The sequence below is a fragment of the Streptomyces sp. SP18CS02 genome, assembly GCF_036322365.1.
Taxonomy (GTDB): Bacteria; Actinomycetota; Actinomycetes; order Streptomycetales; family Streptomycetaceae; genus Streptomyces.
On record NZ_JAQYXC010000281.1, the window covers coordinates 212428 to 226506 of the forward strand.

Annotated in this window: 15 protein-coding genes; 7 read left to right on the plus strand and 8 right to left on the minus strand. The window is 73.2% G+C overall.

Annotation, left to right across the window (positions count from 1 at the left end):
• Positions 1 to 16: 16 nt before the first annotated feature.
• From PUR26_RS16055 to PUR26_RS16070, 4 genes are all read left to right on the plus strand, one after another.
• Positions 17 to 2152, plus strand: coding sequence for a phage holin family protein (locus PUR26_RS16055; protein ID WP_329873050.1), 2136 nt, complete (start codon positions 17 to 19; stop codon positions 2150 to 2152).
• Positions 2153 to 2217: 65 nt separating this feature from the next.
• The gene (locus tag PUR26_RS16060) at positions 2218 to 3582 is read left to right on the plus strand and encodes an amino acid permease (protein ID WP_329873051.1); all 1365 of its coding nucleotides are present in this window, start codon (positions 2218 to 2220) and stop codon (positions 3580 to 3582) included.
• A 222-nt stretch (positions 3583 to 3804) separates the two neighbouring features.
• Positions 3805 to 4170 carry a hypothetical protein gene (locus PUR26_RS16065; RefSeq protein WP_329873052.1) on the plus strand — a complete coding sequence of 122 codons (366 nt, stop codon included), beginning with the start codon at positions 3805 to 3807 and terminating at the stop codon, positions 4168 to 4170.
• Between the two features lie 61 nt (positions 4171 to 4231).
• A complete protein-coding gene (locus PUR26_RS16070) occupies positions 4232 to 4390 on the plus strand; it encodes a hypothetical protein (RefSeq protein WP_329873053.1) in 159 nt (52 codons plus the stop codon).
• Positions 4391 to 4612: 222 nt separating this feature from the next.
• On the opposite strand, the gene PUR26_RS16075 is transcribed toward PUR26_RS16070, so the two are convergent.
• The 6 genes from PUR26_RS16075 to PUR26_RS16100 all read right to left on the minus strand — a co-directional run bounded on the left by PUR26_RS16075 (position 4613) and on the right by PUR26_RS16100 (position 10221).
• Positions 4613 to 4924 (minus strand): hypothetical protein, encoded by a 312-nt coding sequence (locus PUR26_RS16075; protein WP_329873054.1) that lies wholly within the window; start codon positions 4922 to 4924, stop codon positions 4613 to 4615.
• 24 nt (positions 4925 to 4948) lie between these two features.
• Complete coding sequence (locus PUR26_RS16080; protein WP_329873055.1) at positions 4949 to 5869, minus strand: LysR family transcriptional regulator; 921 nt, start codon at positions 5867 to 5869, stop codon at positions 4949 to 4951.
• Positions 5870 to 5879: 10 nt separating this feature from the next.
• Positions 5880 to 7073 (minus strand): glycine C-acetyltransferase, encoded by a 1194-nt coding sequence (locus tag PUR26_RS16085; RefSeq protein WP_329873056.1) that lies wholly within the window; start codon positions 7071 to 7073, stop codon positions 5880 to 5882.
• 145 nt (positions 7074 to 7218) lie between these two features.
• Positions 7219 to 8247, minus strand: coding sequence for an L-threonine 3-dehydrogenase (gene tdh / locus PUR26_RS16090; RefSeq protein WP_329873057.1), 1029 nt, complete (start codon positions 8245 to 8247; stop codon positions 7219 to 7221).
• Between the two features lie 200 nt (positions 8248 to 8447).
• Positions 8448 to 9317, minus strand: a complete 870-nt coding sequence (locus PUR26_RS16095) for a macro domain-containing protein (RefSeq protein ID WP_329873058.1) — start codon at positions 9315 to 9317, stop codon at positions 8448 to 8450.
• Between the two features lie 10 nt (positions 9318 to 9327).
• The gene (locus PUR26_RS16100; RefSeq protein WP_329873059.1) at positions 9328 to 10221 is read right to left on the minus strand and encodes a toll/interleukin-1 receptor domain-containing protein; all 894 of its coding nucleotides are present in this window, start codon (positions 10219 to 10221) and stop codon (positions 9328 to 9330) included.
• Positions 10222 to 10632: 411 nt separating this feature from the next.
• On the opposite strand from PUR26_RS16100, the gene PUR26_RS16105 reads away from it, so the two are divergent.
• Positions 10633 to 11049 (plus strand): hypothetical protein, encoded by a 417-nt coding sequence (locus tag PUR26_RS16105; RefSeq protein WP_329873060.1) that lies wholly within the window; start codon positions 10633 to 10635, stop codon positions 11047 to 11049.
• On the opposite strand, the gene PUR26_RS16110 is transcribed toward PUR26_RS16105, so the two are convergent.
• The gene (locus PUR26_RS16110; RefSeq protein ID WP_329873061.1) at positions 11039 to 11872 is read right to left on the minus strand and encodes a helix-turn-helix domain-containing protein; all 834 of its coding nucleotides are present in this window, start codon (positions 11870 to 11872) and stop codon (positions 11039 to 11041) included. The genes PUR26_RS16105 and PUR26_RS16110 overlap by 11 nt on opposite strands.
• Positions 11873 to 11992: 120 nt before the next feature.
• Between PUR26_RS16110 and PUR26_RS16115 the strand changes: the two genes are divergently transcribed.
• Together PUR26_RS16115 and PUR26_RS16120 are read left to right on the plus strand one after the other, a co-directional pair.
• Positions 11993 to 12298: a 4a-hydroxytetrahydrobiopterin dehydratase gene (locus tag PUR26_RS16115; protein ID WP_329873223.1), complete on the plus strand. Its 306-nt coding sequence runs from the start codon at positions 11993 to 11995 to the stop codon at positions 12296 to 12298.
• Between the two features lie 332 nt (positions 12299 to 12630).
• Positions 12631 to 13542, plus strand: a complete 912-nt coding sequence (locus tag PUR26_RS16120) for a class I SAM-dependent methyltransferase (protein WP_329873062.1) — start codon at positions 12631 to 12633, stop codon at positions 13540 to 13542.
• Between the two features lie 3 nt (positions 13543 to 13545).
• On the opposite strand, the gene PUR26_RS16125 is transcribed toward PUR26_RS16120, so the two are convergent.
• A complete protein-coding gene (locus PUR26_RS16125; protein ID WP_329873063.1) occupies positions 13546 to 14031 on the minus strand; it encodes an RICIN domain-containing protein in 486 nt (161 codons plus the stop codon).
• Between the last annotated feature and the right edge of the window lie 48 nt (positions 14032 to 14079).

Below are 14079 nucleotides of genomic sequence, written 5' to 3' on the forward strand. Positions count from 1 at the left end.
GGTGAAAGGCGAACGGGTGTTCCACGGGCGATGGCGCACGGCGGGCGGCGCCCTGCTGAGGGTGGTCGTGGTGTGGGCGGTCTCGACGCTCACGCTTCTGGCGCTCGCCGGGCTGCTCCCCGATGTCCAGCTCCAGTCGGACGACGGCGACAGCGTCACCAGGACCGCCGTCACCGCCGCCTGGGGCGCGGGCGTGTTCGGTCTGCTGAGCGCGCTGGTGTGGCCGCTGGCCGTGCGGGCGCTGCTGCTCGTCCCGGCACTCGTCGTGGGCCTGCTCGGCTTCTTCCTCAACGGCACCCTGCTGCTGGTCGCGCTCCGGCTGACCCCCGACGGGCGCGGTGAGGCCGACCCGCAGAACGCCGTCGTGGTGGCCGCCGTCATGTCCGCCGTCGCCTCGGCGACCTCCACCGCCCTCGCCGTACGCGACGACAACGCCTACCGCCGCAGGCTCTCCCGTCTCGCCGGCCGGGGCCGGCGGCGCGGACCGGGAGCGGGCCCCGGCAGCCCGCCCGGCACGCTCTTCCTCCAGCTCGACGGGGTCGGCCACCGGGTGCTGCGGGACGCCGTCGCCGACGGCCTGATGCCCACCCTCGCCGCCTGGACCGGCACCACCCATCGGCTCACGCCCTGGCGCACCGACTGGTCCAGCCAGACCGGCGCCAGCCAGCTCGGCATCCTGCACGGCACCAACCACGACGTGCCCGCCTTCCGCTGGTACGAGAAGGACACCGGCCGGCTGATGGTCAGCAACCGGCCCGCCAGCGCCGCCGAGCTGCAACGCCGTGCCATCCGGCGCACCGGCGACGCCGGACTGCTCACCCTGGACGGGGCCAGCCGCGGCAACCTGTTCAGCGGCGGGGCCGACCAGCTGGCGCTCGTCCTGTCCGTCGCGGCCCGCCGGGGCCGCCGCAACCGCTCCCGGGCGGGCTACTTCGCCTACTTCCGCGACCCCGCCAACGCCGTCCGCACCGCGATCTCCTTCGTGGCCGAGGTCTGCCGGGAGATCGGCCAGGCCACCCGCGCCCGTATCCGCGGCGACGCCCCGCGCGTCGGCCGGGGAGGTCTTTACCCCTTCATCCGCGCCTTCGCCACCGTGGTGGAGCGCGACGTGGTGGTCGCGGCCGTGATCGGCGACATGCTGGCCGGGCGCACCGCCGTCTACGCCGACCTCGTCGCCTACGACGAAGTCGCCCACCACTCGGGCCCGCACAGCCGTGACGCGGCCAAGGTGCTGGAGCGCCTGGACCGTTCGGTCGCGCTGATCGCCAAGGTCGCCGAGCACACCCCGCGCCCGTACCGGATCGTGCTCCTGTCCGACCACGGGCAGAGCCCCGGACAGACCTTCGAGAGCGCGTACGGGCTGACGCTCAGGGACCTGGTGCGGGCGGGCTGCGGGCTGCCCGTACCGCGCCGGGCCCAGCGCACCAGGAGCGGCGCGGAGGCCCGCGACGCGCTGCGCGACGCCCTGCACCGGCCCGCGGGACAGGGGCGGGAGGAACGCCCGCCGCGAGGCTCCGGGCCCATGGTCCTGGCCTCGGGGAACCTGGGCCTCGTCTCCTTCCCCGACGTGCCGTACCGGATGTCCCGCGAGGAGATCGACCGCCGCCACCCGGCCCTGCTGCGCACCCTCGCCGACCACCCCGGCATCGGGTTCCTGCTGGTCCGCAGCGAGGAGCACGGCTCTGTGGTGCTCGGTCCCGCCGGTCTGGAGGTGCCGGTCGACGAGCTCACCGACACCGGTCCGCTCGCCGTCCTCGGACGGGGGGCCGCCGACGCGATCCGGCGCACCGACTCCTTCCCGCACGTCGCGGACATCATGGTCAACTCGATGTACGACCCGGCCACCGGCGAGGTGCACGCCTTCGAGGAACAGATCGGCTCCCACGGCGGCCTGGGCGGCGAGCAGTCGGAGCCCTTCCTCCTCTCCCCGGTGGCCCTCTCCGCCCCCGTCGACGACGGCGGGGAACTGGTCGGCGCCGAAGAGGTGCACCAGGTGCTGCGACGCTGGCTGCGCGAATGCCAGGGCCCGCAGGTGCCCCTCGGCCCGATCGCCGGAGCCGTGATCACCACCACGGAGGAATCCCCGTCGAAGACACGCGCGGAAGGAGCATTTCCGGTTCCCGGCGGTGCCGTGCAGGATAAACAGGGCTGATTTGGCGCAGTGTTCGCCTTACCTGACCATGTTCAGGTTTGTACGGAGAAAGGCGCCCCGGTCCCATGAGCACCCTGACCACGGTCACCCCAGACGAGCAGAGCAAGCACGCGCGACGGTTCGGACTTCCGATCGCCACCGCTCTGGTCATGGGCAACATCATCGGCGGCGGGATCTTCCTGCTCCCCGCGTCCGTGGCGCCCTACGGCACCATCAGCCTGGTCGCCTTCGGCGTCCTGACGATCGGCGCCATCGCCCTCGCGCTGGTCTTCGGGAGGCTCGCCCGCAGGCTCCCGCAGACCGGCGGACCCTACGTGTACGCCCGTGAGGCCTTCGGCGACTTCGCCGGATTCCTCGCCGCGTGGTCGTACTGGATCACCACCTGGGTCTCCAACGCCGCGCTCGCCGTCGCGGCCGTCGGATACCTCGACGTGCTCGTCCCCGTCCACGGCTCGAAGGGCGCGACGATCGCGGCGGCCCTGGCCCTCCAGTGGCTGCCCGCCCTGGCCAACCTGGCGGGGACCCGCTACGTCGGGGCGGTCCAGCTCGTCGCCACCGTGCTGAAGTTCGTCCCCCTGCTGCTGGTCGCCATCGGCGGACTGTTCTTCTTCGACCCCGCCAACCTCGGGCCCTTCCAGGCGAGCGGCTCCAGCGCCATCGGCGCGATCTCGGCCTCCGCCGCCATCCTGCTCTTCAGCTACCTCGGAGTGGAGTCCGCGGCGGTCAGCGCCGGCGAGGTCCGCGACCCGCGACGCAACGTCGGCCGCGCCACGATCCTCGGCACCCTGGGCGCCGCCTCGGTCTACCTGCTCGGCACGCTCGCCGTCTTCGGCACCGTCGCCCACGACGAGCTCGTCGACTCCACCGCCCCCTTCTCCGACGCCGTCAACGCCATGTTCGGCGGCTCCTGGGGCGGCACCGCCATCGCCTGCATGGCCCTGGTCTCGATGGTCGGTGCCCTCAACGGCTGGACGCTGCTCAGCGCCCAGACCCCCTACGCCGCCGCCCGCGACGGCCTCTTCCCGCAGATCTTCGCCCACAAGAGGCGCGGGGTCCCGACGGTCGGAGTCCTCGTCACCGTCGTCCTGGCCTCCCTGCTGACCGTGTACAACTACACGGCCGGTTCGCACGGCGTCTTCGAGATCCTGGTGCTCGTCACCACCTTCACCGCCACCGTCCCCTACCTCCTGTCGACCGCCGCCCAGCTCTACTTCCTGGCGTCCGGCCGGTCGGACCGGGTGGACCGGGGCCGCCTGGTCCGGGACGCGGTCCTCGCCCTGCTCGCGTTCGGGTTCTCGATGTGGCTGGTGGCCGGCTCCGGATACGCGGCCGTCTACCAGGGCGTGCTGTTCCTCTTCGCCGGCGTCCTCGTCTACGCCTGGATGTCCGCCCGCAAGCAGCGCGCCGCGGCGGGCGGGCGACCCGGCTGAGCCACCGGCAGGTCACGGGTGCCGGCCACAGGGCGCCCGGCTGCCGGACACCGCGCCCCCTCGACTCCCGGGCCGCCGGACCCCGGAGGGTCTTCCGGCTCCTGACCGGGGGCACACCGCTCGCGGCGCGTGCCGCACGGACGGCGTAACCGCCGTACCCCGCACGGGCGGCTTTACGGGCGGAGCGGCCACAACGCCACCGGTCCTGGGCAAAGGACGCCCATGACCGGCACCACCCTGTTCACCCCCACCGCCCGCGCCACCGCGCGCCGGGCGGCACTGGTGGCCCTGATGGTGCTCACCGCCCTCCTGGGCGTCACGGCCGGAGCGCCTCCCGCCACGGGCGCCGAGCCCCGCCCGGCCGCCTCCGGTGCCCCCGATCCGAGCGGCGAGGGGCAGCACGACCCGGCCGGGACGGACGCGGCCGCGCCCCACCGCGCGGACCGGCGCCATCGGCGCGCGGTGCGCCCCGGGCGCGTCCCCCGCGGGGGCGCCCCGACCGCGCGGCGGTCCCGTGCCCCGCACCGGCCCGCGCGCCGGGCGGACGCGGCGGTCCACACGGTGCGCTGCGTGGTCCTGCGCTGCTGAGCGGTATGCCGCTCCCCCTCCAGCAGCGTCCCGGACCACTCACCACCGCGAGGAGACAGCCATGCCCATCGACCCTTTCGCCGCCCTGAACGCCATGCTCCGAGCCGAGGCCGCCCGCGCTCGTGAACCCGAGGCCGGCGCGGCCGCGCGACAGCCGGCACCCCGCGATCCGGCCGACGCCCCGGCCACCGACCGGCCGGCGGACCCCGTCCGTCGCTGATCCGGCGATCCGGCCCGGCCCGGCCCGGAGAAGGGGCCCGGCCGGGCCTCCATCCGGTGTCCGGTGTCCGGTGTCCGGCACCCGCACCGGCCGCCGGACCGGGCGACCGACCTCACCGGCCCCGCCTCACCGGCCGGACGTCACCGGCCGGACGTCACCGGCCGGCGGGCGCGGGCCGCGCGGGCCGGGCACCGGGAGCCACGGCGTACCGGCCGCCCGGCCTCACCGGCGCACCGGAACACCCACGCACGCCGTGATGAACTCCATTCGCACCGTGGCGTCCAGCCCCGCGGGCTGCGACGCCTTCCACTCGGCCGCGCACCGCTCCACGTTCGGCACCGCGTCGGCCGGCGACGCGCCGCTCGACAGCGCCTCGTCGCGCAGGGCCGCTCCACTGGCCGCGCCCGCCTCGGCGGCCATGCGTCCCTCCCGCTCCCGGGGCGACTCGCCTTCGCCGGCGAAGAACGCCACAGCGGCCCACACCCCCCCGACGGCCACGACCAGGACGACGAACATCCTCACTGCTCCCCCCATGCGGCCGAAGCGTAACCGCCCGCCTCACAGGCCCGTCTCGCTGAGCCCCGCCGCCGATGCGGCCAGGGCGTCCAGGACCGGACGGATCAGGGGATGGTCCTCGCCGCCCCGGCGCACCGCGGCGAAGACCCGCCGGAAGGCGGCCGGGCCCGCCACCGGGCGGACCACCACGTCCTTGAGCTCCATCCCCCGCAGCGCCGACCGCGGCACCAGCGCCACCCCCGCGCCGGCCCCCGCCAGCGCCACGACCGCGCGGAAGTCGTCGGACGAGTGCACCTGGCGCGGATCGAAGCCCGCCAGCTCGCACGCGAGCACCATCACGTCATGGCAGGGATTGCCGGGGTACGGGCCGATCCAGTCGCTGTCGGCGAGCTCCGCCAGCGCCACCTCGGGCCCCTGCCCCAGCGGGTGACCCGCGTGCAGGACCGCGTCGAACGGCTCCGCGTACAGCGGCACGCGCGAGAGGCGCGGATCGCCCTCGCGCGGCGCCCCCCGGTACTCCACCGCCAGCGCCAGGTCCGCCTCGCCGTCCAGCACCAGCGGCAGCGACTCGTCGCCCTCGGCGTCCCGGACCCGTACCCGGATACCGGGGTGGGCGTCGGCCAGCCGCCCGATCGCGGGCGCCAGCACCTCCGCGATGCCCGTCGCGAACGCGGCCACCGTCACCTCGCCCGCCGTGCCGCCCGCGTAGGCCGCCAGCTCCGCCTCGGCCCGCTCCAGCTGTACGAGGACCGCGTTGGCGTGCTCCAGCAGGATCTCCCCGGCCGCCGTGAGCCGCACCCCCTTGCCGCTGCGCGTCAGCAGGGTGTGCCCCGTCTCCTGCTCCAGCGCCGCGAGCTGCTGGGAGACGGCGGAGGGGGTCAGATAGAGCGCGGCGGCCGCGGCGGTCACCGTACGGTGGTCCGCCGCGGCTCGCAGGATACGCAGACGCCGGGGGTCGATCACCCAGCCATTGTCACCCGGCCATCGCGGCCCTGGCGTCGACGAACGCCGCCACCGCCCGCTCCACGTCGGCCACCGAGTGCGCCGCGGACAGCTGCACACGGATCCGGGCCTGGCCCATCGGCACGACGGGGTAGGAGAAGCCGATCACGTACACACCGCGCTCCAGCAGCAGCTCGGCCATCCGGCCCGCCTCGGAGGCGTCCCCGATCATCACCGGGGCGATGGCGTGGTCGCCGGGCAGGATCTCGAAGCCCGCCTCCGCCATCCGCGTACGGAACAGCTTGGTGTTCTCGGCCAGCTTCCCGCGCAGGTCACCGGCAGACTCCAGCAGGTCGAGGACCTTCAGGGAGGCGGCCGCGATCACGGGCGCCAGCGAGTTCGAGAAGAGATAGGGGCGCGAGCGCTGACGCAGCAGTGCGACGATCTCGGCGCGGGCCGCCACATAGCCGCCGGACGCGCCGCCCAGCGCCTTGCCCAGCGTGCCGGTGATGATGTCGACCCGGTCCATCACTCCGTGCAGCTCCGGCGTGCCGCGCCCGCCGGGGCCGACGAACCCGACCGCGTGCGAGTCGTCGACCATCACCATCGCGTCGTAGCGGTCCGCGAGGTCGCAGATCTCCTGGAGCGGTGCCACGTAGCCGTCCATGGAGAAGACGCCGTCGGTGACGATGAGCCGGCGCCGCGCGTCCCGCGTCTCCTTGAGCTGCTGCTCCAGATCGGCCATGTCACGGTTGGCGTACCGGTGGCGGCGGGCCTTCGACAGGCGGATGCCGTCGATGATCGAGGCGTGGTTGAGGGCGTCGGAGATCACCGCGTCCTCGGGGCCGAGGAGCGTCTCGAAGACACCGCCGTTGGCGTCGAAGCAGGAGGAGTACAGGATGGTGTCCTCCTGACCCAGGAACGCCGAGAGGCGCTGCTCCAGCTCCTTGTGGACCTCCTGCGTGCCGCAGATGAAGCGCACCGAGGCCATGCCGTAGCCCCAGCGGTCCAGCGCCTCCTTGGCGGCCGCGACCACCTCGGGGTGATCGGCGAGCCCGAGGTAGTTGTTGGCGCAGAAGTTCAGCACGTCGCCGGGCACACCGCCGGCGGTCACGGCGACCGAGGCGCTCTGCGGCGTGCCGATGACCCGCTCGGGCTTGTGCAGGCCGGCGGCGCGGATCTCGTCGAGGGTGGCGCGGAGATCGTCGCGGACGGTGGTGTACATGAGGGCTGCTCCCTTGATGAGGACGGTGGACCGAGGGAACCTCGGAGATCGGCGCGGGCCGGCCCGCCGGACGCGTGAGCCGGGCGCGGGCCGGCCGGGGGACCGGTCACGACCCGGCACGCCGGACGCGGCCGGCCGCGCCCGATCAGGTGGTCCAGTCGAGAATGATCTTGCCGCTGCGGGCGGTGGCTGCCTCGTCGAACGCGGCGTCGAAGTCCTGGTAGGCGTAACTCCCGGTGATCACCGGGCTGAGGTCGAGGCCGCCCTCCAGCAGCACGGTCATCGCGTACCAGGTCTCGAACATCTCGCGGCCGTAGATCCCCTTGACGGTGATCATCGACGTGACGATCTTCGACCAGTCGACGGCGAACTCCTCGGCGGGGAGGCCCAGCATCGCGATACGGCCGCCGTGCGTCATGTTGGCCACCATGTCCCGCATGGCCTCGGGGCGCCCGGACATCTCCAGACCGATGTCGAAGCCCTCCCGCAGCCCCAGCTGCCGCTGCGCCTCGTCGATGCCGCTCTGGGCGACGTTGACCGCGAGGGTCGCGCCCGCCTTGCGGGCCAGCTCCAGCCGGGACTCGCTGACATCGGTGATCACCACATTGCGCGCACCCGCGTGCCGGGCGACCGCGGCGGCCATGATCCCGATCGGACCCGCACCCGTGATCAGCACGTCCTCGCCGACCAGCGGGAACGACAGGGCCGTGTGCACGGCGTTCCCGAACGGGTCGAAGATCGCGGCAATGTCCAGGTCGACCTTCGTCCGGTGCACCCACACATTGGACGCGGGCAGCGCCACGTACTCCGCGAACGCGCCGTCCCGCCCGACCCCGAGACCGACCGTCGCCCGGCACAGATGGCGCCGGCCCGCCAGACAGTTGCGGCACTTGCCGCACACCAGGTGCCCCTCGCCGCTGACCAGATCGCCGACCGCGATGTCCTGGACGTCGGAGCCGACCGCCGCGACCTCGCCGACGAACTCGTGCCCGAGCACCAGCGGCGTCGCCACCGCCTGCCGCGCCCAGCCGTCCCAGGAGCGGATGTGCAGATCCGTCCCGCAGATGCCGGTGCGCAGCACCCGGATCAGCACGTCACCGGGGCCGGTCTCGGGCTCCGGGACATCCATGAGCCAGAGACCGGGCTCGGCCTTCTGCTTGACAAGTGCCTTCATCGGGCGGCTCCAGGCAGGGAAGTTGCGCTGATCGTGGACGTGCACCAATCTGCCGAGCCGCGCTCCCCGCGTCCATCGAGGATTTCTTAAGCGGCCCAACAGCCCAGCTTCACGCCACCCCCGGACGGGGTGTGAGGAGCGGCGCGGCGTGCCCCCGCGCGCCGTCCTCGGGCTCCGTGCAAGGCACTGGGGCGAAGCTCTCACAGGGAGTGGAGAAAGGCCGACACCTCGTTCATGTTGAGGCGCTCGCTGTCCCTCGGGTGGACGATCAGGCAGAGCTCCTTCGCCACGACCGATGTGCGTGACCGGGAGACGAAGGAGAGCACCACCAGCTTGACGAGGCTCTCGTAGTCGAGGCTGTCGACCCGCGCCAGGTCCGAACCCACGACGGGCATGGCCACCGGCCGGCGGTGCCCGTGCGTCTCGACGGACGACCACAGGTTCCCCAGGCTCTGCCACAGCAGATCGACGCTGGAGCGGGCGACGAGCCCGTTGCTCATCCGTGAGTACGCCACGCAGTAGTACCGGCGCTCGGAGATGCCCAGCACGGCCACGGTCCCGATGGGATACCTGGTGCGCTTCCCGCGCGGTTTGTCCTCCGGCCGCTCCACCACCTCGGGCGACGTGCCGCGCAGGGCGAAGATCAGGTCCCGGTCCAGCCGGTCGGTGTCTCCGCCGTACACGCCGTGGAGGAACTGCCCCTGCACACTGCCCGGCGCGATGATGTCGCTGTCATGCGTCGAGGTGTCGAAGCAGTCGGTGAACCCGATGACGAGTTGGGAGGGCTCGGCGAACAGGTCGCCCTGCCTCACCGTGACGGTGAAGTCGGGGTTGCGGAACGTGCGGGAGACCGTCCTGCCCGGCAGGGACGTGAAGAACCCCCACAGGGCCGAGACGGCCGCCATCGCCAGGATGGTCCGCCCGTCCTGGAGCTCCTGGACGGGGCGGACCGCGAGTATCAGCTGGAGAACGCCGGAGAGGGCGACGAAGGCGACCGAGGAGTTCCGCAGGACGAGGCCCATGCCACGTCTGTTGCCGAGGGCTCCGCGCACGCGGCGCAGTGCTGTCACGCGCCCGCCCTCAGAACGGCGGGTAGAGCAGGGTGTCCCCGTCGGGCGTCTTGATCTCCAGCCCGACGGCGCACGAGGCGGCCGCGTCCGCGATCTCCATCTCGAACTGCCGGGCGTTCTCCATGCCCTCCGTGTTGGTGATGACCTGGAGGATCCCGGCCTTCCGCCCCGCCTTCACCACGTTCTCGGCCCCGATGGCGTCGCGGACCGTGCGCAGGAGCCGGCGCGTGCGCGACTCCGGCTCCTCGGACTGGATCTTGACCTCGTGCGGCTCGTTGATCGTGTAGTGGGTCGTGGTGTTGACGTCCCCGGTGCGCGCGACCTTGCCCTCGAGGTGCTGCAGGCGCGAGCTCTGCTCGCGCACGAGGGAGACCAGCTCGTTGAGGATGTCCGAGGTCTCCCGCTCGGGAACCTCGTTGGCGGGCTGGCTGCTCCGGATCCCCTCCAGGCTCGTGCGGAGGTCGTCCCAGAACTTCTCGAAGAGGGTCTCCAGGTGCTCGTTCCGCTTCTCGCACTTGTCGTTGATGCTCTTCACCAGCGCCAGGACATCGTCGCGCGAGGAGCTCTCGGTCGCCTGGAACTGCGTCATGGGACCGGCGGACAGGTCCTTGACCGCCAGGTCCAGCAGGAAGGGGGCGAGCCTGCTCTCACCCAGCTCGCGGGAGAGGGCGCCGGCCTCGAAGTTGATCCAGGGCGCGGCCTGGTTGTCCCGTGTGACGCACACGATGCCGTACGCGCTCTCCTGGAGCTTGTCGGCGATCTTGTGCAGGCCCCGCTCGCCCTTGGAGATGTCCTGCGACGAGACGAAGGGCTCGATCGACTGGTTCATGATCGGAAGCCAGCTCCGCAGCACCTCGGCGCACTGTCGTGAAGCGTTCCCTGACCAGCTGATGAAAATGCGCATCGGCGCCTGCCACCCCTCGTGCAACTGTCGGCCCGGACCCAAGGATGCCGCCGGACGGCCGTTCCTGTCTCGTGATCCACCAGACTGCGGACGAGAGCTTCGGCGCAGGCCGGCGGCATCGCCCGCCGGGCCGGGGCGCGCCGTCCGCGTCGTCGTCGGCCCCCCGCCGCCGGCCGTGTCCCCTCACCACCCCGCGGTCCACGGCACCGGAGCCCGGCGCCGACGACGTGCCGCGCCCGCGACCGCACGGGCCGGCCCGCAGGGCCGCGCGGGCAGTCGCATTACCCCACGGGTAATCGACCCGCCTCCCGGCCGACCGGCAAGGTGTCCGTACCGGCCCCCGAGCGGCGCACTCCGCTCGGGGACCGGGCCCCGACCGATCCGTACGACCTCGATGGAGGCCGATCCGCCATGTCCCAGGCCCTGCTCGCCGGAGTCTCCCGCACCACCGAGCCGCAGACCGCGCTGCGCCGCTTCCTCGCCCTCGACGCCGTCGTCACCGGGGCCAACGGGCTGGCCTACGTCGCCGCCTCCCGACCGCTGGGCCGGCTGCTCGGCGTCGGCCCCGCGCTCCTCCTCGAACTGGGCGTCCTCCTGACGGTGTTCGCCGCCGGGGTCGGCTGGCTCGCCTCGCGCCGCCGGCCGCCCCTCGCCCCCGTCAGGCTGGTCGTCGACGTGAACCTCGCCTGGGCCGTGCTCAGCTTCGTGGCGCTGGTCGCCTGGTTGTCGCCCAGCACCGCCGGCACCATGTGGATCCCGGCCCAGGCCGTCGTGGTGGCGGTGTTCGCCGCCCTCCAGTGGTCGGCCGTGCGCGCGCTCAGCCGCTGAGCCGCCGCAAGTGCTTGACCGTCGCCGGGTCGGCCGGGAGCAGCGTCTCGATGGCCAGCTCGGCGACCGTCACGTCCATGGGCGTGTTGAACGTCGAGATCGACGACACGAAGGACAGCACCTGTCCGCCGTGCTCTATCCGCAGGGGCAGGGCGAAGGCGGCGTACGGAGAGGGAGGATCCTCCTCCCCGGGCCCCTCCTCCCCGGGCCTCCCGTCGCCGGCCCGGGCCCGCGGCGGGGGATAGGCGGCCACCTCGTCGTACAGCTCGCGCAGCGCCGGCGAACGGGCCAGCGCGATCTGGCGCTCCATCTGGGCCAGCAGGTGGCCGCGCCACTCCCGCAGATTGCGGATCCGCGGCGCCAGGCCCTCGGGGTGCAGCGTGATCCGCATGGCGTTGAGCGGCGGGTCCAGCAGATGTCCGGGCAGCCCGTCCAGCAGCATCGCGATGCCCCGGTTCGCGGCCACCACGTCGTACCCGCCGTCCACGACGAGCGCCGGATACGGCTCGTACCCGGCCAGCAGCTGCTCGATCCCCGCGCGCAGCGCGCCCAGGGCCGGGTCGTCCAGGGGGGTCTCGGCGTACCGGGGAGCGTAACCGGCTGCCAGCAGCAGCGCGTTGCGCTCCCGGACCGGTACCTCCAGGTGCTCGGCCAGACGAAGGAGCATCGCCTCGCTCGGCCGGGACCGGCCCGTCTCGACGAAGGAGATGTGGCGGGCCGAGGAGTCGGCCCGCAGCGCCAGCTCCAGCTGGCTCAGCCGCCGCCGCACCCGCCAGCCGCGCAACAGAGGTCCGACTCCCTTGGCCACCACGGCACTTGTCATACCGCAGACGGTAGCCCAGCCGGACACCACCACCGTACGGCGCACGTGTTGACCACCGCCCCGGGGCACAAGGACCGTATCGTCACCGTCACCCGCACCGACCCGGAGGGAGCACGGGACATGGCCACTGAGCCGCTGTCGCAGAAGGAGATCGAGGACCGGCTGCGCGAACTGCCCGGCTGGTCGTCCGAGGACGACCGGATCGCCCGCACGTACCGCCTCGGCACCCACTTCGCCGCCACCGCGATGGTCGTCCACATCGCCCGCATCCAGGAGGAGCTGAACCACCACTCCGACCTGACACTCGGCTACAACACGGTCGCCGTCTCGGTGCACACCCATGACGCGGGCGGCGCGGTCACGGAGAAGGACTTCGACCTGGCGTCGCGGGTGGACGCGATCGCCCCCCTGCACGGCGCCTCCTGAACAGCCGGCCGGCCGGGGATGCGGCCCGATCCCAGCCGCTCCCCGCCCGGCCTCGCGGCCACCGTGCGAAGGCCCTGCGCGTACTCCGTGAAGTCCGGCGGGTCCTGCCCCGGCACCCGCCTCCCCCGCCCTTCGCCGACGTGTCGGCCCGCCCGGCGCCGTGCACCGGCCGGCCCGCCATGCGTCGCCCCCCGGGGCCGCAGCGGCTCCTTCGCGCCGAGCACCGCCTGCCCGCGGGCCCGCGGCCCGGCCTCACCGGGACACCGCTCGGTCGCCTTGCCGAAACGGCAAGAATTCTCGCCATGACCGCCGCTCCGGCCCACGCTGTCCCCATGAGCACCCACCCCCATGGCGACACCCGGCACCACGACGCGCACCAGCACGGCGCCACCCGCCACCACGACGACACCCACATCGACTGGAACGAGATGTTCCCGCAGCTGGAGCTCGGTGCCGCGCTCCAGGTGCCCCTCTACCGGCAGGCGGTGACCTGGCTCGGCGAGCTGGTCCCGGCCGCCGGGGTGCGCCGCGTCCTCGACATCGGCAGCGGCCCCGGCGTGCTGTCGTGCCTCCTCGCCGAGGCGTTCCCGTACGCGGAGGTGGTCGCGGTCGACGCCACCCCCGAGCTCCTGGAGCGTGCCCGGCAGCGGGCCGCCTCCCTCGGCGTGCGCGTCACCACCGTCGAGGCCGAACTCCCCGACGGGATCGGCACGCTGGGCGAGGCGGATCTGATCTGGGCGGCCAACTCGCTGCACCACCTGGGCGACCAGGGCGAGGCACTCTCCCGGCTCGGCGGGCTGCTGCGCCCCGGCGGTCTGCTGGCCCTCTCCGAAGGCGGCCTGCCGACGCGTCACCTGCCGCACAACATCGGCATCGGGCGCCCCGGCCTGGAGGCCCGTGTCGAGGCGGTGTTCTCCGGCTGGTTCACCGACATGCGGGCGGCGCTGCCGGGCGCCAGGGACGAGGTCGACGACTGGCGGGCGCTGCTGGCCGGGGCGGGTCTCGCGCCCAGTGGCACCCGTTCGTTCCTGCACGACCTTCCGGCGCCGGTCACCGAGGCGGTGCGCGAACACGCCGTCTCGACCTTCTCGTGGGCCCGCGACGCCCTGGGGGACCGGCTCGACCCGGAGGACCGGAACACCCTCGACCGGCTGCTCGACCCGGCCGAGCCGCGAGGACTGCACCACCGGCCGGACCTCTACACCCTGGCCGTCCGCACGGTCCACACGGCCCGCCGGGGCTGACACTCAGGCCGGGTCGTCCACGCGCTCCAGCCGCCACCACTGGGAGGGCGAGTCGGTGTCCTCCCACTGCTGGACGTTCGCGCCGCTCTCCAGGGAAGCGCCGGCCACCTCCAGCAGCAGACCGCTGATGAAACTGACCAGCGTCACCGTGCCGGGTGCGTCCAGGTCCTGCTCGATGGTCCACTCCTGGGCGCCGAAGTTGTTCGCCCGCCACTGCTGGACCAGGGCGCCGTTCTCGGTCGACGCGTTCGCGACGTCCAGCCGCTTGCCGCTGGCGGCGTTGACCAGGTGGTGGAGCCCGCCGCCGTTCGGGACGGGGGTGATGTGCCACCGCTGTCCGGCGGTGCCGTCCTCCTCGCCCTGCTGGACCTTGGCGCCACTGCCCTTGACGCCCTTGTAGACCTCCAGCACCAGCCCGCTGGCGACATTGCGCACCACGTACAGACCTTCCTCGACCGGCGGCGGTCCGGGTCTGCGCACCTTGCTCACGTGCCGTACTCCTTGCTCGGCGGGATCACGTCCAGGGAGCGTACGCCT

Excerpts from the sequence above, each read along its gene's own strand:
- PUR26_RS16060 (WP_329873051.1), top strand. The coding sequence starts at position 2,218 with ATGAGCACCCTGACCACGGTCACCCCAGACGAGCAGAGCAAGCACGCG.
- PUR26_RS16065 (WP_329873052.1), top strand. The coding sequence starts at position 3,805 with ATGACCGGCACCACCCTGTTCACCCCCACCGCCCGCGCCACCGCGCGC.
- PUR26_RS16070 (WP_329873053.1), top strand. The coding sequence starts at position 4,232 with ATGCCCATCGACCCTTTCGCCGCCCTGAACGCCATGCTCCGAGCCGAG.
- PUR26_RS16075 (WP_329873054.1), bottom strand. The coding sequence starts at position 4,924 with ATGGGGGGAGCAGTGAGGATGTTCGTCGTCCTGGTCGTGGCCGTCGGG.
- PUR26_RS16085 (WP_329873056.1), bottom strand. The coding sequence starts at position 7,073 with ATGTACACCACCGTCCGCGACGATCTCCGCGCCACCCTCGACGAGATC.
- tdh (WP_329873057.1), bottom strand. The coding sequence starts at position 8,247 with ATGAAGGCACTTGTCAAGCAGAAGGCCGAGCCCGGTCTCTGGCTCATG.
- PUR26_RS16100 (WP_329873059.1), bottom strand. The coding sequence starts at position 10,221 with ATGCGCATTTTCATCAGCTGGTCAGGGAACGCTTCACGACAGTGCGCC.
- PUR26_RS16105 (WP_329873060.1), top strand. The coding sequence starts at position 10,633 with ATGTCCCAGGCCCTGCTCGCCGGAGTCTCCCGCACCACCGAGCCGCAG.
- PUR26_RS16110 (WP_329873061.1), bottom strand. The coding sequence starts at position 11,872 with ATGACAAGTGCCGTGGTGGCCAAGGGAGTCGGACCTCTGTTGCGCGGC.
- PUR26_RS16115 (WP_329873223.1), top strand. The coding sequence starts at position 11,993 with ATGGCCACTGAGCCGCTGTCGCAGAAGGAGATCGAGGACCGGCTGCGC.
- PUR26_RS16120 (WP_329873062.1), top strand. The coding sequence starts at position 12,631 with ATGAGCACCCACCCCCATGGCGACACCCGGCACCACGACGCGCACCAG.